This is a genomic window from Gilliamella sp. B3892, assembly GCF_026536305.1.
Taxonomy (GTDB): Bacteria; Pseudomonadota; Gammaproteobacteria; order Enterobacterales; family Orbaceae; genus Gilliamella.
On sequence record NZ_JAFNOK010000007.1, the window covers coordinates 14,145 to 34,101 of the forward strand.

The 19,957-nt window shown below is 39.3% G+C and carries 20 protein-coding genes and 1 riboswitch; of the genes, 9 read left to right on the plus strand and 11 right to left on the minus strand.

Features of this window, described 5'->3' with window-relative positions:
- Window positions 1–177: 177 nt before the first annotated feature.
- The 6 genes from J3U74_RS08120 to J3U74_RS08145 form a co-directional block, all read right to left on the minus strand.
- Window positions 178–2,220, minus strand: coding sequence for an FAD-dependent oxidoreductase (locus J3U74_RS08120; protein WP_267329174.1), 2,043 nt, complete (start codon window positions 2,218–2,220; stop codon window positions 178–180).
- 197 nt (window positions 2,221–2,417) lie between these two features.
- Window positions 2,418–2,708: a putative quinol monooxygenase gene (locus J3U74_RS08125; protein ID WP_220218283.1), complete on the minus strand. Its 291-nt coding sequence runs from the start codon at window positions 2,706–2,708 to the stop codon at window positions 2,418–2,420.
- A 111-nt stretch (window positions 2,709–2,819) separates the two neighbouring features.
- A complete protein-coding gene (locus J3U74_RS08130; protein WP_267329173.1) occupies window positions 2,820–3,668 on the minus strand; it encodes an SDR family NAD(P)-dependent oxidoreductase in 849 nt (282 codons plus the stop codon).
- 193 nt (window positions 3,669–3,861) lie between these two features.
- On the minus strand, window positions 3,862–4,626 hold the full coding sequence (aroD, locus tag J3U74_RS08135) for a type I 3-dehydroquinate dehydratase (RefSeq protein ID WP_267329172.1): 765 nt from the start codon (window positions 4,624–4,626) through the stop codon (window positions 3,862–3,864).
- Between the two features lie 177 nt (window positions 4,627–4,803).
- Window positions 4,804–5,676, minus strand: a complete 873-nt coding sequence (locus J3U74_RS08140; protein ID WP_220218280.1) for a shikimate dehydrogenase — start codon at window positions 5,674–5,676, stop codon at window positions 4,804–4,806.
- 46 nt (window positions 5,677–5,722) lie between these two features.
- Window positions 5,723–6,544: a sugar phosphate isomerase/epimerase family protein gene (locus J3U74_RS08145; RefSeq protein WP_220218279.1), complete on the minus strand. Its 822-nt coding sequence runs from the start codon at window positions 6,542–6,544 to the stop codon at window positions 5,723–5,725.
- Window positions 6,545–6,965: 421 nt separating this feature from the next.
- Here J3U74_RS08145 and J3U74_RS08150 point away from each other — a divergent pair, with 421 nt between their 5' ends.
- Window positions 6,966–8,309, plus strand: coding sequence for a Na+/H+ antiporter family protein (locus tag J3U74_RS08150; RefSeq protein ID WP_220218278.1), 1,344 nt, complete (start codon window positions 6,966–6,968; stop codon window positions 8,307–8,309).
- Between the two features lie 30 nt (window positions 8,310–8,339).
- A complete protein-coding gene (gene rsmB / locus J3U74_RS08155) occupies window positions 8,340–9,632 on the plus strand; it encodes a 16S rRNA (cytosine(967)-C(5))-methyltransferase RsmB (RefSeq protein ID WP_267329171.1) in 1,293 nt (430 codons plus the stop codon).
- A 55-nt stretch (window positions 9,633–9,687) separates the two neighbouring features.
- On the opposite strand, the gene J3U74_RS08160 is transcribed toward rsmB, so the two are convergent.
- Entirely contained in the window at window positions 9,688–10,230 is a 543-nt protein-coding gene (locus J3U74_RS08160; RefSeq protein WP_267329170.1) for an NAD(P)H-dependent oxidoreductase, read from the minus strand.
- A gap of 105 nt (window positions 10,231–10,335) precedes the next feature.
- On the opposite strand from J3U74_RS08160, the gene J3U74_RS08165 reads away from it, so the two are divergent.
- From J3U74_RS08165 to radA, 3 genes are all read left to right on the plus strand, one after another.
- The gene (locus J3U74_RS08165) at window positions 10,336–10,677 is read left to right on the plus strand and encodes a winged helix-turn-helix transcriptional regulator (RefSeq protein ID WP_267329169.1); all 342 of its coding nucleotides are present in this window, start codon (window positions 10,336–10,338) and stop codon (window positions 10,675–10,677) included.
- Between the two features lie 209 nt (window positions 10,678–10,886).
- On the plus strand, window positions 10,887–11,861 hold the full coding sequence (gene serB, locus J3U74_RS08170) for a phosphoserine phosphatase (protein WP_220218275.1): 975 nt from the start codon (window positions 10,887–10,889) through the stop codon (window positions 11,859–11,861).
- Window positions 11,862–11,870: 9 nt separating this feature from the next.
- On the plus strand, window positions 11,871–13,253 hold the full coding sequence (radA, locus tag J3U74_RS08175) for a DNA repair protein RadA (protein WP_220218274.1): 1,383 nt from the start codon (window positions 11,871–11,873) through the stop codon (window positions 13,251–13,253).
- Between the two features lie 79 nt (window positions 13,254–13,332).
- On the opposite strand, the gene ppnN is transcribed toward radA, so the two are convergent.
- The gene (gene ppnN / locus J3U74_RS08180; protein ID WP_220218273.1) at window positions 13,333–14,709 is read right to left on the minus strand and encodes a nucleotide 5'-monophosphate nucleosidase PpnN; all 1,377 of its coding nucleotides are present in this window, start codon (window positions 14,707–14,709) and stop codon (window positions 13,333–13,335) included.
- A 224-nt stretch (window positions 14,710–14,933) separates the two neighbouring features.
- Here ppnN and J3U74_RS08185 point away from each other — a divergent pair, with 224 nt between their 5' ends.
- From J3U74_RS08185 to moaA, 4 genes are all read left to right on the plus strand, one after another.
- Window positions 14,934–15,677: a hypothetical protein gene (locus tag J3U74_RS08185; RefSeq protein WP_267329168.1), complete on the plus strand. Its 744-nt coding sequence runs from the start codon at window positions 14,934–14,936 to the stop codon at window positions 15,675–15,677.
- Window positions 15,678–15,709: 32 nt separating this feature from the next.
- Window positions 15,710–16,363, plus strand: coding sequence for a hypothetical protein (locus tag J3U74_RS08190; RefSeq protein WP_267329167.1), 654 nt, complete (start codon window positions 15,710–15,712; stop codon window positions 16,361–16,363).
- Window positions 16,300–16,713: a hypothetical protein gene (locus J3U74_RS08195; RefSeq protein WP_267329166.1), complete on the plus strand. Its 414-nt coding sequence runs from the start codon at window positions 16,300–16,302 to the stop codon at window positions 16,711–16,713. Before J3U74_RS08190 ends, J3U74_RS08195 begins: the two co-directional genes overlap by 64 nt.
- 32 nt (window positions 16,714–16,745) lie before the next feature.
- A riboswitch (molybdenum cofactor riboswitch) is annotated at window positions 16,746–16,871 on the plus strand.
- Window positions 16,864–17,838 (plus strand): GTP 3',8-cyclase MoaA, encoded by a 975-nt coding sequence (moaA, locus tag J3U74_RS08200; protein ID WP_267329165.1) that lies wholly within the window; start codon window positions 16,864–16,866, stop codon window positions 17,836–17,838. It overlaps the preceding riboswitch by 8 nt.
- On the opposite strand, the gene gluQRS is transcribed toward moaA, so the two are convergent.
- From gluQRS to folK, 3 genes are all read right to left on the minus strand, one after another.
- Window positions 17,818–18,714 carry a tRNA glutamyl-Q(34) synthetase GluQRS gene (gene gluQRS / locus J3U74_RS08205; RefSeq protein ID WP_267329164.1) on the minus strand — a complete coding sequence of 299 codons (897 nt, stop codon included), beginning with the start codon at window positions 18,712–18,714 and terminating at the stop codon, window positions 17,818–17,820. The two genes, moaA and gluQRS, sit on opposite strands and share 21 nt — an antisense overlap.
- Window positions 18,715–18,752: 38 nt before the next feature.
- Window positions 18,753–19,208: an RNA polymerase-binding protein DksA gene (gene dksA / locus J3U74_RS08210; protein ID WP_220218268.1), complete on the minus strand. Its 456-nt coding sequence runs from the start codon at window positions 19,206–19,208 to the stop codon at window positions 18,753–18,755.
- Window positions 19,209–19,343: 135 nt separating this feature from the next.
- Window positions 19,344–19,829 carry a 2-amino-4-hydroxy-6-hydroxymethyldihydropteridine diphosphokinase gene (folK, locus tag J3U74_RS08215; protein ID WP_267329163.1) on the minus strand — a complete coding sequence of 162 codons (486 nt, stop codon included), beginning with the start codon at window positions 19,827–19,829 and terminating at the stop codon, window positions 19,344–19,346.
- Between the last annotated feature and the right edge of the window lie 128 nt (window positions 19,830–19,957).

Below are 19,957 nucleotides of genomic sequence, written 5' to 3' on the forward strand. Positions count from 1 at the left end.
TCGCCAACCCGATATGAAATGAGCGTTTAAGCCATAAAAAATTATTAGCTCTCATTATTTTCAATCAGAGAGCCTAATTAAGTATATACTTGTTAAAGTTCAACCGTAAGCAAATTTGCACAATCTTTCAGCTATGTGCGTTCAACTGCTTGAAAATTCGGTTATCATAACAGCGTATTATAAAGGTTTATTGATATCAACTCCACGTACTTTGTTGGCTTTGATTCTTTCTAAGCGTTGAATTAAGGTGATCACATCTCGTCCTTCACGCATTCCGTCAATAAGTTTGCGAGCCTGCTTATTATCACCAATTTTATGAAAAATATAGTTATGTGCTTTGGCGTGCTCAATAAATGCAGCGCTATAAGTATTTTCACTTTGCATACCCAGACAAACAAAACCGTAATCGAAAGGTAGTTTAAATTGGTTGCCGTCTTTATCGCTTACCAAAAAGTAATCGTCGGCAACTTCTAATAAAGTCGTTGATAAATGAACATTTACTCCATTGTGATTAAGCATTGTCATCATGGAAATTCGACCAATATAATCTAAATCTTCTGCCATAGCAGATTTCATTTCGACAATCGAAACATCTTTAGCCTTGTTTTCTGAGAAATATTCCACTACATCCAAACCGACGGCGCCACCACCAATCACCACCACTTTTTTATTAGGAATATCGGTAAATTGTGAAAAATCTTGCATAATATCGAAGATCGAAAACACCTTACGATTATTCGATTGCAGTTGAGCTTGCAAGCCTTTAATTGGTGGCAAAAGGGGCTTTGAACCGGTAGCACTCACCACTAAGTCTGGCTTAAGACTTTCGATAACTTCTGGTGTTGCTGTCGTATTTAGCTTAATGGTCAGATTTTTTAATTTTTTTGCCCGATTAATTAAAAATTTAGGTAAATCGGCAATGCGTGCTTTATAAGGAAAGCGTGAAATCATCATTGAAAGTCCACCTAAAAAAGGTTTTTCCTCAAATAAAGTGACTTTACAGCCAACTTCAGCTGCGCTGCATGCTGCTTCAAGACCTGCCGTTCCGCCGCCAATAACCACAACATTAATTGGTGTTGAAATTTGATAACGTTTGTAGTCTTCGTAGCTAATAATATCGGGATTAACCGTGCAGCGAATCGGTTTAGAACGAGCGATACGATGATCGGCACAACCAATATTGCACGAGATACATTTTCTTAACGTATCAAGTTCATTATTTTGCACTTTTTCAACCCAATAAGGCTCTGCAATCAACCCACGACCCAACACCACAAAATCAGCGGTGCCTTCTTCAATGGTTTTAGCAATAATTGCCGGATCGCGAAAATTACCCGATGCAATTGTTGGTTTATTAAATTTATCACGCACGGCTTTAGCCATATAAGCACGCCAGCCGTCCGGTAAGTTCATCTGATCGATTTGAAATTGAATCGTATCATTTTGTGCTGCTGACACATCAAACACATCCACCCCGTCAGCAAGGTATTGAAGAATTTCTAACGTATCATCTAAACTATTGCCGCCGTCGACAAAATCAACTGCACTAATGCGTAATAAAATTGGGAAATGTGGTCCAACTTTTGTGCGGATCTCATCAATAACCATTCGAATAAGGCGAGAGCGATTTTCTGCGCTGCCACCAAATTCATCGGTACGCCGATTATAGATTGGTGATAAAAATTGACTCAGCAAATAAGAGTGCCCACCATGAATTTCAACGGCATCAAAGCCTGCCCGCTGAGCACGTTGAGCGGCAAGCCCGTATTGTTTAACAATTTCATTAAGCTCTTCAACCGTTGCCGGTCTTGGCACATTACCGCCGGTTTTAGACGGAATATTGGACGATGAAATCGGTTGTAAACCATTTAAACGACCGGGATAGGCTGATGCGCCGGCATGATTAATTTGCACGGCAACCGATGCGCCATGTTTATGCATCCGCTCGGTAAATTTAAACAGGCCGGGGATATACTGATCATTATCGATTCTCAGTTGGGTTGTGCCATTGGTACCATAGGGAAAATCAACACAGACATTTTCAAGGATAATAAGCCCAGTCCCGCCTTTTGCTCGTTGTTCGTAGTACTGAATATGGTCTTCAACCATTTCCCCGTTAAGGGTGGCGAAGTTGGTGCCAATAGGCGGCATAACAATCCGGTTACGAATAGTTGTTCTGTTAATCACGAACGGTTCAAATATAGCTGAAAGATTAGGCATATTTGGCTCCTTTTTATTAAATAATTTTCTTAATATCCGTTAAATATTTTTTGGGTTTTAAAAAATTATTGATGAAAAATTTTATATATATATTTTATTAATTTTATTAAATCGATTCATTTTATCTATAAATCACTTAAAACGATAATGGCTCGCATCTGTTGCTCGATGCGAGCCATGTGAAATAACTAACTTAGTTAATTAAATTTTTTTGTTATATAACACTCTCTACCGACTAATTTGTCATTGAGAAACGTTTTAAATGCTAAAAAATGCGCTGTGTTTTGATGATGCTCTAACGCTTGCCTGCTCGCCCATGTTTCAGTAAAGATAAACGTATTAGAATCGCTCAAATCAATGCCCAGATCATAGGCAACACAACCTGATTCTTTTCTGCTAAGCGCAATTATTTGCTCGGCCGCTTGGCGGTATGCTTCAACAAAAGCCGGTTTAACGTGATGTATTGCGATGATTGACAATTCACTCATCGAAGCTCCCTATATTCTTTCGTTTGTTATCATTGATTATGAGTTAACTTTTAATATTCATGACCGCTAATATAAGCTATCTTGACAATAGCTATTTGCCGTTGCGGTTTACTATTTTTTATTCGCATTAAGTGCTGCATGCTGTTCAATGGCAAATTGACGACGCCCACCCGGACGAGGCACTAAATCGCCTAACATCACTTCATACCCACCGTCGACAACTAGCTCAGTTCCGTTAGAGTAATCCGAACGTTTACTGGCTAAATATAAAACGGCGTTGGCAATATCAATGGTTTCACCAATACGTCGGCTGGCTATCATACGTGTTCGCCCCTGTTCAACTTCTTTATCTTCATAGAATTTTCTTGATAACGGCGTTTTGACAAAGCACGGGCATACTGCATTACTGCGAATACCAAATTGCCCCCATTCTGCAGCAAACTGTTTAGATAGCATTGATACCCCGGCTTTAGTTGGACTATAAGCGCCACTGTATGTTTCGGGTGTATGAGAAGCAACGGTTGAGATATGCACCATACGCCCCGATTTTTGCTCAATCATCAAGCGCCCAAAGCGTTGTGACATTAAAAAATAACCGGTTAAATTAATATTGACTGTCGTTTTCCATTCATCAAGTGGCAAATCCTCAATGGGACAAAAACGCAAAATAGCCGCGGTGTTAACCAGCACATCACAGCGACCGAATACTTGTTTTACTTTGGCAACAGCGGCATCAACCTGTTCTTCAATTGTGGTGTTACACGCAATACCGATCGCTTGTATTCCATACTGCTTTGTGAGCTCTTTGGCAAATTGTTGGCATTTGGCTTCATCTAAATCGATCAATACCAAATTTGCTTTTTGTTTAGCAAATTCACGGCATATTTCTAACCCCATACCGCCCATAGCGCCAGTGACGACACAGACATCATTTTCTAACCCTAACCAACTTTGGCTCATAAAAAACTCCTATTTCGTAAACTTGTTAACGACCGCTAAGTAAACGGTTTTTGCTTGTTATTTATTGCTTATTATTGTTTAAACAGTGTTGCGATAATAATTTAGCTAAATATTTAATTATTTATTGCGCGATTAATTTAACTATCTATTTAGCTATCTATTTAACTACCTATCTATTTAACGACCTATTTATTTAACTGCGACTTCGATACAACACATCTAAAATATAACGTAACTCTTTGACATCAAGTTGCCCGGGGGCCGAAGCATTTTTTGCCGCACCAAATGTCATTGCTGAACCAAATGTTGTGCCAGCTATACGGCTAACTGCGCCTAACCCTGCCATTGACATGGTGATAATTGGCTGGGTTGCATACTTTTCGTTCATTTCAGTGGTGGCGGCAAGTAGCGTTAACACATCATCTGTCGATTTTGGCATCACTGCAATTTTCGGAATATCTGCCCCTAAGTCCTGCATTTTTCGTAATCGAGCGACAATATCGCTTTGTGCCGGGGTTTTTTCAAAGTCGTGATTAGAGCTGACCACAAAGACATGATGTTGGTGTGCAACGTCAATAATCTCTTTGACATACTCATCACCAATAAACACTTCAACATCGATCAGATCGACAAGTCCACTGCTGGCCATTTCTTTGTTTAACCGGATATAATCGCTAAGTGGCCATGGTTTTACCCCGCCTTCGTTTGCTGTTCGGAAGGTAAAGAGTATCGGCTTATTGGGGAGTAATTGTCCGATTTGTTTAGCAACTGCTTTTACTGCATCAATATCATCGACTTGGCTGAAGTGATCAACACGCCACTCAAGGACATCAAAATCAATAGATTGCAAAAATTTAATTTCATCGAGCAGTTCTGCTTCGGTTTTACCCACTACAGGTACGATAATTTTCGGTGCGCCGGTACCGATTTCAAGCTGTTTAATAGTAACTGTTTTCATTTTCAATCCTGTTTGCCAAAAGTTAGGTTAATAATCAATAATGCCACATAGCTTATTTCAAATAAGACAATAGCATAGATTAATCTGATAACTTACCTTTAATTATCTGCTTAATCTAAAAGCCGGTTAAAGCGTATGATAAATCAGTTAAAAGTAAGTTATTAGCCTGCGTAATTATTAATCATTAAATCCCATTTTTTCTTTTACATAGTCGATTGGCGCATCTTCACCCGTCCAAATTTTAATTTGCGCAGCGCCTTGCCATAGCATCATACCAATACCATTTAATGTTTTGCAGCCTTGCTTTTCGGCGATTTCAAGTAATTTGGTTTTTCGTGGACTATAAATACAGTCAGTCACCACCAGATCCGGTCTTAACATGGTTGGATCGGTAATTAAACTTTGACCTTCTAATGGTTTCATACCGACACCGGTTGCGTTACAAAGCACTTGACTTGTGGCGATCGCCTGGCGAAGTTGCTCCGTATCGGCAAGGTCGGTGACAGATACTTTACATTGCGTATTTTCATTTAATTTTTTAGCAACCGCTTCGATTTTGGCGTAGCACTCATCTTTCTGATTAAAGATTGCAATCTCTTTCACACCGTCAAGTGCTGCTTGTACCACAATCGCCGTTGCCGCGCCACCGGCACCTAAAATGGTCATTTTTTTGCCTATCACATCAACACCGGCTTCTTTAAGCATGCGCATATACCCAATGCCGTCGGTGTTGTAACCGGTAAGTACGCCGTTATCATTAGAGATCGTATTGCAAGCGCCACTCATTTCAACTGCCGGGGTTAATTTATCAAGATATTGGCAGACCAATTGTTTATTTGGCATCGATACTGCACTACCACGTAGCCCTAAAGCACGAAGCCCTTTTATTGCATCGGGTAACTTTTCTTGATCAACTTCGAAGGCTAAATAGACATAAGGGATATCAAGCTTAGCATAGAGGGTATTTTGCATTTGTGGCGATAAGCTATGACGAATTGGGTAGGCCATTAAACCAATCAATAAAAAATGACCGTCGATATTATTTCTCATTAAAATTCTCCACTACTGACTTTGCTTTTTAGCAAAGGGTACACATTTACGATTGTTCTGCTACACGTTTTAATAATGCACGTGCATCTTCAATATACATTTTAGCGCGTTCAATCGGTGATTTGGATAACGCTAACTCATCGTTACAGCACTCAATTGAAATTGGCATTTCCGGTAACGCTTTTAACAGTGACACAAGGTCAATACCACCTCGACCCGGTGACAGGCGATAGTTACGAGCTTGATAGAGTAATCCTTCTATATCTTTTGGTTTCTCTTTGGTGCCGTCACACAGTTGCATATACCGCCAACAATCTTTAGGTACTTTTTTCAAATCATCCAAAGTATTTGCCCCACGATCAAAGTGTAGCGGATCGATAATCATTCCTTGATTGTTTTGATTGGCTGTTTTGAGTAATTCAATACCGGCATTTACTGTTGGAATATCAGTCCATGGCATCGGCTCAATATTTATTGCAATGCCAAGTGGTGCGGCAATTTCACACAGCTGAGCAAAATTATCGGCCAGGCGATTTTGATCCGGATCATTGCCCGCCAGCAGTACCTGACTAGCACCCAATCGGGCACCTGTTTCAAGTACCGGTAAAAAGTTGATTACACGGGTATCGGGTTTTAAGCGAAAAATCTCAATATCTAAGACTTTAATGCCGGTCTCTTTTAACCGACGTTCAATTTCGCGCACCATTGGCGTGTCACCAACAGTTGCATAAACGGGTTCGGTTGGGGTAGCGGGAATAAGCCGTAAACCAACATGAGTATAACCGGCTTCGGCAGCAACCAAAACTTGATTGGCTGGTGAAACATCTAAGACAGTTAACGCTGCCAATCCTATTGGACGGTTAGACATATCTTTCTCCTTAAACAAAAATCAATTCATTAAAACATAAATTGTGTAAATTTTTAGATCAGCCATATTGGTATTTATTATTATATTTCTATAAATAAGTTGATTTCTATTAAAAATTTCTATTGTTTAAAATATCGATTAATTGGGCGATTAGCAAGGTAAAAAAAAGATTTTTTGGCAAAATGCGATCTACATCAACAAATGAATAATCAAATAATTAAATCTAAATTGCGAAAAATTCAATCAACATATTGATTTTATTTTTTTATTTAATTTTTTGACGGGTTGTTTTTTATTTAAACGCAAAGCGATGATTTTTTAAATAGGCAAGGGCTGGCGGTTAAGTCGGCATGATCAATTGCACTTTGGTTGGCTATCGCCTAGAATAACTTATTTTACTGAGCTACGAAGAATCCATTTTATGCATACCATTCTTGAATTTTTATCTTCAATCAATGCTGTCGTCGTTGCTGTTATTTTAATGTTAGTGCTGTCACTATGCCGTGTGCATGTGGTAATTAGTTTAATTATCGGCGCATTTGCCGGCGGCCTGTTTAGTCACTTAACTTTAAAAGAAACAATCGATGCTTTTAATACCGGCATCAGTAATGGCGCCAACATTGCACTTTCTTATGCCATGTTAGGTGCATTTGCTGTTGCGATATCCAAATCAGGGTTACCTGAATTATTAGCGGACAAAGCGATAAAACAGCTAACATCGAGCAGTGCAAAAACCCGAATTAAGTGGACATTAATTGTCATTATTGGATTAGTGAGTATTTCCTCGCAAAATATTATTCCGATCCATATCGCCTTTATTCCGCTGTTAATTCCGCCACTGTTATATGTCATGTCGAGACTACAATTAGACCGACGTATGATTGCCTGTATCATGACATTCGGTCTGATTACCCCTTATATGTTTTTACCGGTCGGGTTTGGTAATATCTTTTTAAATCAAATATTGTTAAAAAATATTATCTCATCAGGTATGGATGTGAGCCATGTCAATGTTATGCATGCAATGGCAATTCCGGCTTTAGGTATGTTTTGTGGTTTATTATGGGCAATTTTTGTCAGTTACCGTAAACCACGTGAATATAAAATTATTCGTGAAGAGACAAACCTTGATGCGCTTAACAACGTGAATAAACGTTCAGTTATCGTCTCTTTATTGGCTATTGTACTCTCTTTCACCGTGCAACTTTATACCGGATCAATGATTTTAGGTGCTCTGATTGGTTTTATCTGCTTTATTGTCTCTGGCACCATAAAATGGGGTGAAGCTGACGGGGTATTTACTGACGGTATAAAAATGATGGCGATGATAGGTTTTGTGATGATTTCAGCACAAGGCTTTGCTGAAGTGTTAAAACAGACCCATGAAATTGAGCCACTGGTTATCAATAGCGCAGCGTTATTTGCCGGTAATAAAGTGGTGGCCTCATTTATGATGATGTTAGTGGGATTAGTGATAACACTGGGGATTGGTTCATCATTCTCAACCGTGCCGATTATTGCAGCCATTTATGTACCGCTTTGTGTGCAATTAGGTTTTTCACCGATTGCAACGGTCTGTTTAATTGGCGCATCGGGCGCAATTGGAGATGCCGGCTCACCGCCGTCAGATACCATTTTAGCTACATCGGCCGGGCTGAACAGTGACGGGCAACATGACCATATACGTGATAGTGTGATCCCAACATTTACCCATTTTAATATTCCGTTATTTATCGCCGGTTGGGTTGGGTCATTAATACTATAATTTATCAATGCGTTAAGGTTATTATTATTTATGATTAAAAAGTTACAACAAAATATTCGAGCGATTTGCGCACAGGCTATTTATAACGTGCTGGAAGACGGGCAGTCGCTAAGTAATGCCTTAACGTTTTTGCAACCTAAAATAGCCGACAAAGATCGTGCTTTAGTTCAAGAGATCTGTTTTGGCGTGATGCGAGTATTGCCGGAGCTTAACTTTTACATTCATCGTTTGATGAAAAAAGTCATGACCGGTAAAAATAGGGTTTTGCACTATTTATTACTTGTTGGAGTTTATCAAATTCTCTATACCCGAATTCCTGAACATGCTGCTGTTGGCGAGACAGTTAATGCGGTCAACGATCTCAAAAAATCGGCATTAAAAGGTTTGGTTAATGGGGTATTGCGTGAGTTTTTGCGCCAGCAAACAACATTAACCCAGCAATTGAGTAAAGAGAGCCAACAACAAGCCAGCCGAACATGGCATCCGACATGGCTATTAAATCGCCTTAAACAAGCTTATCCCGATGATTGGCAAGCCATTGTTGAAGCCAATAATCAAAAGCCACCCATGTGGCTACGGGTGAATTTGAATCACTATACTGCAACTGAGTATCAACAATTACTGGCTGATGCACAAATTCAATCCGCCGTTTTTGCCGATATACCTTCTGCTATTCGCTTATTATCACCGGTAAATGTCACTAACTTACCGGGTTTTGCTCAAGGTGCGGTAACGGTGCAAGACTTATCAGCGCAATATGCCGCTTACCTATTGGCACCACAAAATGACGAACAGATTTTAGATATGTGCGCCGCGCCGGGCGGTAAAACCACCCATATTTTAGAAGTGGCGCCAAAAGCTCACGTGCTAGCGGTTGACGTGGATGCCAGTCGAGCAAAACGCATTGATGAAAATTTAGCTCGCTTAAGACAACATGCCGAAGTGAAAGTTGGCGACGGTTTAACACCGGAAACATGGTGTAAAGGGCGACTTTTTGATCGTATCTTGCTTGATGCACCTTGCTCCGCTACCGGCGTAATTCGTCGTCATCCCGATATCAAATGGTTACGGCGAGATAGCGATATAGCGCAATTGACTGAACTGCAACATGCGATCTTAACCAATATTTGGCCTTATTTAAAAACAGGTGGCACTTTAGTCTATGCTACCTGCTCAATCCTCCCTGACGAGAATAGATTGCAGATTGAGCGTTTTTTACAAGAAAATAGTGATGCGAAATTGCAAGGCGAGGTTAAACAGTTTTTACCCACCGACAACGGCGGCGATGGGTTTTTCTACGCTATTTTAAGAAAAAGTAATTAGTGCATTTTAAAAAAGCTATGCACTATTAAAAAATGAATAAAGCATTAACGTTGCGCTACTGACTGTAATTTTCAATCAATTGAGCTAATTGCTGGCTATGTTGTAACGCTTTTGCTTTTATTGTCGTTTTTTCTCCCTCTATTACAGGCGACACGCCATATAAAATGGCAGGGGAAAGGTATTTCATTTGGGTGTAGAGTGCTGAAATTTTAACGGATTGAAGTAAATGATTCATTAATTCAGGGGGATATTTTTGAAAATTTTGCTCTGTTTGTCCTACAGTTAAACTTTGCAATAACTTTTTATCTTTTAATTTATCTCCTTTTGAACCATAAGCAAATTGGTAGGTTAATACCTCATCAAACCATATTTTAAGTATCGCTGGCATGTTGAACCAATACATAGGGTATTGTAGAACGATAAGATCATGTCTAAGTAAAGCAGCTTGTTCTTCTTGTACATTGATTTTGTAATCTGGGTAAAGTTGGTGAATATTACGAATTTCAATATCCTTAACTTTATCTTGTAATGTTTCAACAATCGTTTTATTGGCAATTGATTGTTCAATATTGGGATGACCTAAAATAATTAATGGCATAATTGTTCCTTTGTTTTTATACTATAAAAAATTTAGTTACTCTATTTAGTTTATTGACTAATATTTTTTCAGCAATATCTATCAAATTTGATAGTAGGAATGTGTATGCAAAGTCGTGAACATCGATCATCAATACGATATAAGAATAAAATTTATTATTGCCCAATAAGTTTAGCTATGGATTTAATCGGTGGAAAATGGAAAGGTGTTATCCTTTATTATTTGCTTTCTGGTGAAAAACGATTTAGTGAGTTAAAAATGGTGATCCCAGAAATCACTGATATGACGCTAAGCATCCAGCTTAAAAAGTTGGAAGAAGATCAACTTATTACTCGCCGTGTATATGGTGAAAAACCACCACTTAAAGTGTTATATAAATTAACCCCTTTGGGTGAAAAAATCGGTCCGGCACTTGAACAGCTGTGTTTGTGGGGATTAGCCGTTTAGTATTCTTTCGTCATTTCTAAACTAAACCAAAACAAACTAAAGGCAATGAATATTGATTAACAATGACATCAATTTTTTTGAAAAAAATTGATGAGCGGGGTGTTTTTAGTCCGAAATTTCAATTAATAACATCTTATAATCCTTACTTGGACAATTTTTGATAGATATGATAAATTCCAAATCTGTTTTGCGTTATTAAGATTTTTGTTATGGCTTACACATTAACCTATAATGATCTCCCCGAAAATATTCAATACTGGCAAGGTTTACCTTTATCTTTAAATGGCTGTGAAGTGGTACCGCTTGACTATAATGCCGGTAAAACAGGTTGGATTATTTATGGTAAAAAATTAAATAAAACGATTTTATCGAACTTCCAAAGACAATTGGCAATGCCAATGGTGATAGTGTCATCTTGGAAAGTGAAATCTTATCAAATTGTCCGTATTGCCGGTATGATCCCCAAAAAAGCGAAATCAATTTCGCTGGCATTAGGTATTGACGTTTCACCTATCGATAATTTGCCAACTTTAAACTCACCGGGCTTATTGGTTATGGATATGGATTCAACGGCAATTACCATTGAATGCATTGATGAACTGGCAAAACTGCATGGCGTTGGCGAGCAAGTTGCAGCCGTTACCGAACAAGCCATGCGAGGTGAGCTTGATTTTGCAACCAGTCTACGTAAACGAGTCGCAACCCTAAAAGGTGCACATCAAGATATCTTACAGCAAGTTAAACAGTCACTACCAATGACATCGGGATTAACCTATTTGGTTAAAGAGTTACATAAAAAAGGTTGGCATGTTGCCATTGCCTCTGGCGGTTTTACCTATTTTGCAGATCACCTAAAGCAGAAATTAAAGTTAGTTGATGCGTATGCCAATGAGTTAGAGATTAAAAACAATCGCTTAACCGGTAAAGTCATCGGTCAAATTGTCGATGCCAAATATAAGGCTCGCACTTTACAACAATTAGCCGCCTCATTAAATATTCCTATTGAACAAACCGTGGCAATTGGCGATGGTGCCAACGATTTAATGATGATTCGTATTGCTGGTCTTGGGGTTGCTTATCATGGCAAACCAAAAGTGGTAGAAAAGGCGAGAATTAGCATTAATTATGCAGATTTAACTGGATTATGGTGTATCTTATCGACAAGTTTATTAAGTGAAGGTTAGGAGAATAATTTGGCAAAAAGTGTTAAACGTGCGTATGTTTGTAATGATTGCGGGGCTGATTATCCACGTTGGCAAGGGCAATGTAGTGCTTGTCATGCTTGGAACACCATAACCGAAGTTAGGCTTGCAAGCTCATCATCACGTAATGAACGATTAACAGGCTATGCCGGCAGTGTCGCCGGGCAAGCAAAAATCCAAAAATTATCTGAAATTAGTTTAGAAGCACTACCGAGATTTTCAACCGGATTTTCTGAATTCGATCGGGTGCTCGGTGGCGGCGTAGTGCCGGGGAGTGCGATATTGATCGGCGGTAATCCCGGCGCCGGTAAAAGTACCTTATTATTGCAAACGATGAGTAAACTCTCAGCGCACATGAACACCCTTTATGTGACTGGTGAAGAGTCTTTACAACAAGTCGCAATGCGCGCCCACCGATTAGGTTTACCGACCGATAATATCAACATGCTGTCTGAAACCAGTATCGAGCAGATCTGTTTACTGGCCGATCAATCTCAACCAAAACTTATGGTGATTGATTCGATACAAGTGATGCATCTGTCTGATATTCAATCCTCGCCCGGTAGTGTTGCGCAAGTGCGGGAAACCGCCGCTTATTTAACTCGCTTTGCCAAAACCAAAGGTATTGCCATTATTATGGTCGGTCATGTGACTAAAGACGGTTCGCTTGCGGGGCCTAAAGTGCTGGAACACTGCATTGACTGCTCAATATTATTAGACGGTGATGCCGATTCAAGGTTTAGAACGCTGCGCAGCCATAAAAACCGTTTTGGTGCAGTGAATGAACTTGGCGTTTTTGCCATGACTGAACAAGGTTTGAAAGAGGTAAGTAACCCGTCAGCAATATTTTTAAGTCGGGGTGATGAAATGCTACCCGGTAGCTCCGTTATGGTGTTATGGGAAGGTACCCGTCCATTGCTGGTAGAGATTCAAGCGCTGGTTGATCACTCCATGTATGGCAACCCAAGGCGAGTGACCGTGGGCTTAGATCAAAATCGCTTAGCGCTGTTGTTGGCGGTATTGCATCGACATGGTGGATTACAAATGGCCGATCAAGATATTTTTGTCAATGTGGTCGGAGGCGTAAAAGTGACAGAAACCAGCGCCGATTTAGCTTTAATCGCGGCCTTAGTTTCAAGTTTTCGCAATCGCCCGTTACCGCAAGATGTGGTCATTTTTGGCGAAATTGGTTTAGGTGGTGAAATCAGACCGGTACCTAGTGGACAAGAGCGAATTGCCGAAGCAGCTAAGCATGGCTTTAAAAAGGCGATCGTCCCTATAGCCAATATGCCCAAAAAGAGACCGGAAAATATGCAAGTTTTTGGTGTGAAAAAAGTATCTGAAGCGTTAGATATCTTAAATGATTTGTCATGATTTTAGCTACTTGCTAACTACTCTGCCGACATCTTTGCTGGCAGAGTAGTGATATCATTAAAGGATATAATTAACAGGACTAATAACAGATCTCATAACATGGCTGATAAGCGCTTCCACCCGGTAATTTCATCCGATCTTGTTTAACAAAACTGCGTAACAGATTATCCAACTGTTTCATCAGCTCACGATCCCCTTGCAACTTGTATGGACCATGTTCAGCAATTTGCTTCATGCCAAACTCTTTGACATTGCCGGCAACAATACCGGAAAAAGCACGGCGTAAGTCGGCGGCTAATAGCTCAACCGGTTGATCTTTATGTAAATTCAGCGCAGCCATATTTTCATGAATTGGCGTAAACGGATGCTGGAGTGATTCATCGATTTTCAGCAGCCAGTTAAATCCATAAGCATCGCCGGTTTTTAAGCGAGAAGATTTAACCTGTTTGACCCCTTCTTTCATAATCCGAGCGACCTTTTCCGGTGAATCAATCACAATTTGATAAAGTTGAGTCGCTTGCTCACCAAGGGTATTACGGATAAAGTCATCGATTGCCGTAAAATAATCTTCGCACTCTTTTGGACCGGTTAAAATAAGCGGTAAAGTTTGATTTTTATTGGCCGGATTTAACAAAATACCCAAAATATAAAGCAGCTCTTCAGCGGTGCCCGGACCGCCTGGAAAAATAACAATACCGTGCGCGATACGGACAAATGCTTCAAGCCGTTTTTCAATATCCGGCATAATAATAAGTTCATTTACCAGTGCATTAGGTGGCTCAGCGGCAATGATTGAAGGCTCTGTCATACCAATAAATCGACTTTCTTTATAACGTTGCTGAGCATGACCAACAGCAGCGCCTTTCATTGGGGCTTCCATAATGCCGGGTCCACAGCCAGTGCAGATATTAAGCTCACGTAGCCCTAACTGCATGCCGACTTGACGGGCATAATAGTATTCGTTTTCATTAATCGAATGCCCACCCCAACAAACAATAAGGTTAGGCTCTTCGCCAACATGTAGCGCATTGGCGTTACGCAAAATCGAAAACACAAGGTTGGTGATGTAATAGGAGAGGTCTTTTTCAAGTTTCACATTAGAAACTAACTGTTTTACCGCACTAATTTGGCTGTTTAAGAAAAGAATATCACGCAACACCGCAAAAAGATTTGCCTGTATTGAGCGAATAATTTTCTTATCGACAAAAGCGCTTTCCGGGGCATCAATAAGCTCTAATTTGACCCCACGCTCTTTACTAATAACATTGACTTCAAACGATTTAAATCTATCTAAAAGTTCTTTAGTACTATCGGTTTTACTGCCAGCATTAAGTGTCGCTAACGCACAATTTCTAAATAGCTGATAGAGTTCACTATTGGCTGATTTTTTTAAAATATCAACCTCAGCTTGTGCCAGCAAATCCATTGATCCAAAAGGGCTTACTTGGGTGATCATCACAACCTCCATTTGACGGTTTTATCGACAAGGAAATCATTATATACCGAAATAGAATGAATACTAAGCAAAGCTGCAAATAACCTAAAAATATAGGGTAATAGAGTGAATGAAAAAAATTTTCTAGTTATGAAATAAATAAACCCCCTATAATAAACAAAAAACGTAAAAAATTGTCATATTATTCAAACTACAAGGTATTAATCAAAGTTAGCGAGTTATCAATGAAAAAAGATTTTTATTTACTTAAAGGGACTGTCAGTAAGTTGAAGAAAGGAGAAAAGGACGATCAAACTCTGCTATTAATCTCATCCATTCTGGCTTTTTTTAGTTATTTATTCAAATCTCGCCCGTTGTTAAAGGGAAAATACTTCACCTGTTATGTGGGTAATCATGCGGTCGAAGGGCGAGTTAGCCGCATTGCTTTTGAAGAGGGTGACTATGTTGAAATGCTGGTCAAACCGCCACAAGACTACGATACTTATCAATGCTATGCCATTCGAATTCCAGCGCAACACATGTTGATTTTTCCCCGTTATATTGGCATGTCAACATGTGAATTTTTGAAAATAAACTTTATTTTAACTACCATTATGGTTGTGATTTGTTGTCTTGTATTTTTAATTATAAGCCTTTGCAATGATGCGTCATTGAGTTACCTGCTTAATGTAATTAAATATAGTTTTTGGGGGTGGATATTTAGCATTATTTTCATCTTCTTTGCGGCAGGTGGCGGGTACTCGTTTTTTGGTAATCAAGTTTTAGCTTCTTGGGGTTATCCAAAACCTTGGCGACATAGCGTTGCTGGCGAAACCATACGATTTAAAAAATTATATCGTGCAGGTGCCAGTGACATATTTAATGATCCGCAGACACCCGAATTTAAACCGTTAGCGCAATTTAAAGGCGAATGTGATTATTATTGTAAAACGCCAACATTACCTAACTGGCTACCAATTATTGACTAGATAGCATCAACGAATAACAAAGAAGGAATTTTATGAAATCTTGCACCACAACCTCGATTGCACATTATCAAATTATCACTGGTTATATCACGGATTTAGCTGTCTATTCATCACGAGAGACTTTTATTCAAGCCCGCCAATTAGCTGGGTGTGCGGATATTAATTTAAACTCAATCGGTTATCTCGCTGTGGTGTATAAAATCAATCAAATGATTGCTGCACAGGATTCAGCCGGCAAGGGCGATACGCCAAATATTGAACAATATTACCGATTTAAATTAGGTGATAAGCTAATTGAAGGGGTTTGTAGTCGTGTTGCTTTTGCTGACGGTGATTATGTTGAGGTAGTGGTTGACCCAATTGACGGTGGTAGCTATTTTGCCTATGCGCTACGTCGACCTGCTGATCATATAATATGGATGCATCCTTATGTTATAGAGGGTACAGAAGCGAGCGTTGAAAATCCTAAAACTCGCACATCACTGATTGTAAAGGTCTTGGAGCTGATCGGCATTTCAAGTTGTATTTGGGGCTTGATACAGCTCTATTTGCAAATCTCATTGGTACCGACATCGTATCTCTTTATTTTGGGGGTAATATTGTTGCTCCCTTTAAATATATTTTGTGGCAAAAAAAACAAGTCAACACAGGTTCACCGATCGCAGACAGGATTTATACCACTTTAGGCTATCATAATCCTAAGCAGTTTAATATTGAAAAAGAGCAAGCCTTATTCTTAAAGAAATTAGAGCAGTTAAGTGCAGATTATATAGCAAATTATCAAGGCCCATTAACCGAGGGTGAGGAAATAATAAAAGAATTTCTTGATCAATATAAAGATCAACAATCGCCTAGCGATACTGAAAGTGACAAATTAATTAATCAATACATAAAAATTGAACAAAATGGTATGCAGTGGGTCTATCTTTATCGTTGTGCGCCGACTATACCCAATTACATCACCGTTATTCATACTGAAAGTAATAATGATGAAATTGAATCCTCTAATCAATCATCGAATAGTGATAACAATTAATTGTCCGTAGTCAATAAATAGTGTCTATGCTAGACTTAAACAAACTCTGAAGCTTTTTCACCTAAGTGAGTTTGGATTTCATATGGTGGACTAGCCGCGGTATAGCGCAGAAATGGCTATGCTTCCCGATTTGGATAAGGTGTTTGTGATATGCAATTAATGGATAATTTTCAGCGTCGATTTCAATATCTACGCTTGTCGATTACCGAGCAGTGTAATTTTCAGTGTCAATACTGTTTGCCTGACGGTTATCGCCCCAACAAAGAACATCAGTTTTTATCGCTTAATGAGATCGGTAATGTTGTCTCAACATTTACCGAACTTGGCGTGCATAAAATTCGCTTAACTGGTGGCGAGCCGACCTTACGTCGTGATTTTATTGATATTCTATCGCTGATAGCCACATATCCGAGTGTGACTGAACTGGCAATAACCACCAATGGATCACGTTTATTAAAAAATGTTGCGCATTGGCAGCAAGCCGGTCTGAACGCCATTAATCTGAGTATTGATAGTTTTTCGCCACATGTGTTTAAGCTCATCACCGGGCAAGATAAATTAACTTCATTAATTTTAGGTGTTGAAAAAGCGTTAGAAGTCGGCATTAAAAAAGTTAAAATCAATACTGTATTGATGAAAAATCTTAACGATAACCTGTCTGATTACCTGATTTGGCTTAAAGATAGACCAGTTGAATTACGCTTTATTGAACTAATGGAAACTGCTGAAAGTCAGCCTTTTTTTCAACGTTATCACTTTTCCGGTCAAATGATTGAGCGGCAATTAATTGAGCAAGGTTGGCAATTACAACCCAAAGCGCCGTTATCCGGCCCGGCTAAGGTTTATGCGCATAGCGATTATCAGGGCAAGATCGGGCTGATTATGCCGTATTCAAAAGATTTTTGTAAAAGTTGTAACCGTTTGCGAGTCTCATCATTGGGTCAGTTGCATTACTGCCTATTTGGGCAAGCGGCGGTTGATTTGCGTGACCTATTGGTTAGTCCGGCGCAAAAAGCCCAACTTAAAGCTCGAATCCTCGCTTCATTAATGATCAAACCGGAAAAACATTTACTGCAAGAGCATCAGATCGGTATGTTACCAAATCTATCCTATATTGGCGGGTGATAGGCGATTTTGTTGTGGCACATCGGTTAACTGCCAGTGTTCAATCGCCCATTGCAGCAGTTCGGTTTGGCTGGCATCTCGCCAATCCGGCAAGATAGGTTGCCCTAAAAATTGTAGAGCTTGAACGGTTAACGCTGTTAAATTGTTTAAATCAATCGGTTTAGCGTGATTTTGCTTGGAAAGTTTATTTCCGTGATTATCCAACACGAGCGGTAAATGGCAGTAAGTTGGCACCGGATAGCCAAACAACTGATAAAGCGAAATTTGTTGAGCGGTAACCGGTAATAGATCCGCACCTCGCACAATTTCGCTAATGCCTTGATAATGATCATCTAACACCACAACCAAATTATAGGCAAATAGCCCGTCTTTTCGATGAATAATAAAATCTTCCTTTGCCTTAGCTGGCTCAACTGTTTGTAAACCTTGAATTTTATCTTCAAACTGAAAAATCGGATGATGTTGTGCTAAGCGAATCGCTAAAGGTTGCCCCTGACCAATGGTTAAATATCGCTGGCGACAATAATTATCATAAATACCATTTTCAAGTTGGTGAATGCGCGCACGGGTGCAGTTGCAATAATAAGCTTGCTGCTTAGCTAACAGTGAATGCAGTATATCTAAATAGCGCTCGCTACAAGCTGATTGATACAATACGCTGTCATCCCAATGTAAGCCAACGGCTTCAAGTGTTTTTAATATAAGGGATGATGCCCCTTTCGCCTCACGGGGCGGGTCGATATCTTCAATCCGAACTAACCATTTACCTTGGCAAGATTTGGCTTGAAGATAGCTACCCAGAGCCGTCACCAATGAACCAAAATGAAGTGGCCCTGAAGGCGACGGGGCAAAACGACCAATATAGCGTTTAGGCATATCGGATTAATGAAGATAATTTATTGATTAAATGGGAATTATATGCCCATTTGTTTTTCGCGGAGTTCTGCAAGCGTTTTACAGTCGATACATAAATCCGCTGTTGGTCTTGCTTCTAAACGACGAATACCGATTTCAATACCACAAGAGTCACAATAACCAAAATCATCGGATTCGATTTTCTTTAATGTTTTTTCAATCTTTTTGATAAGTTTTCGTTCTCTATCACGAGCACGTAATTCTAAACTGAACTCTTCTTCTTGTGTTGCCCGGTCAGCTGGATCTGGAAAATTAGCAGCCTCATCTTGCATGTGAGACACAGTTTTCCCCATTTCACCTTGAAGTTGTGAAAGCCATGCTTCTAAGATAAGTTTGAAATGTTTCAATTGCTTAGGATTCATATACTCCTCATCTTTTGCCTCTTTATAAGGCTCTAGCCCAGCAATTGAAAGTAGGCTAAGAGAAGATGTATTTAATTTTTGTTCCTTTTTCACAGCAATCCCCTTAAGTACAGATTATTTGCAAGCGCTAAACTATAGCAATAAATTAGCCTTTGGCAAATTTTTTTTAATATTTTTTTGCTGAAAAATAAATCAAAAACGACAACTATCTGTTATTAATAAAGATAATTACTTATTCCACTTTTTTATTCCATTTTCACAACATTTGGAAACTAAATCAGACAAGTTATCGTTATCAGGTAGAATAAGATCGGGTGCGATATCAAACAGCGGGTAAAGCACAAATTCTCGGTTTTTCATATGATAATGTGGGATAGTTAATCTTTCACTGTCGATGATTAAATCATCATAAAGTAAAATATCGAGATCTAACGTTCTTGCGCCCCAACGGTTATCTTTACGAACACGCCCTTGCGATTTTTCAATCGCTTGCAGTTGATCGAGTAATTCAATGGGTGATAGCGTGGTGGTCAGTTTGATAACTGCATTAAGATAATCATTTTGATCTTGCGGCCCTAAAGGTTTACTGCGATAAAAAGGCGACACCGCAGACACGCTGGAATTAGGTAACTGTTTTAACGCCGCAATAGCACGATTAGCTTGAGCAAAAGGATCATCAAGGTTGCTACCTAAAGCAATATAACAAATTGACATAATAACCGGTGACTTTATCAGATTATGATTAACGAAGGTCGAGCATTTTAACATAGAAAATCGTGATCAAACATATTTATCTAAACCGATTAAGTGATATGATTCATTAAACCTAGCCAAATAGCGTT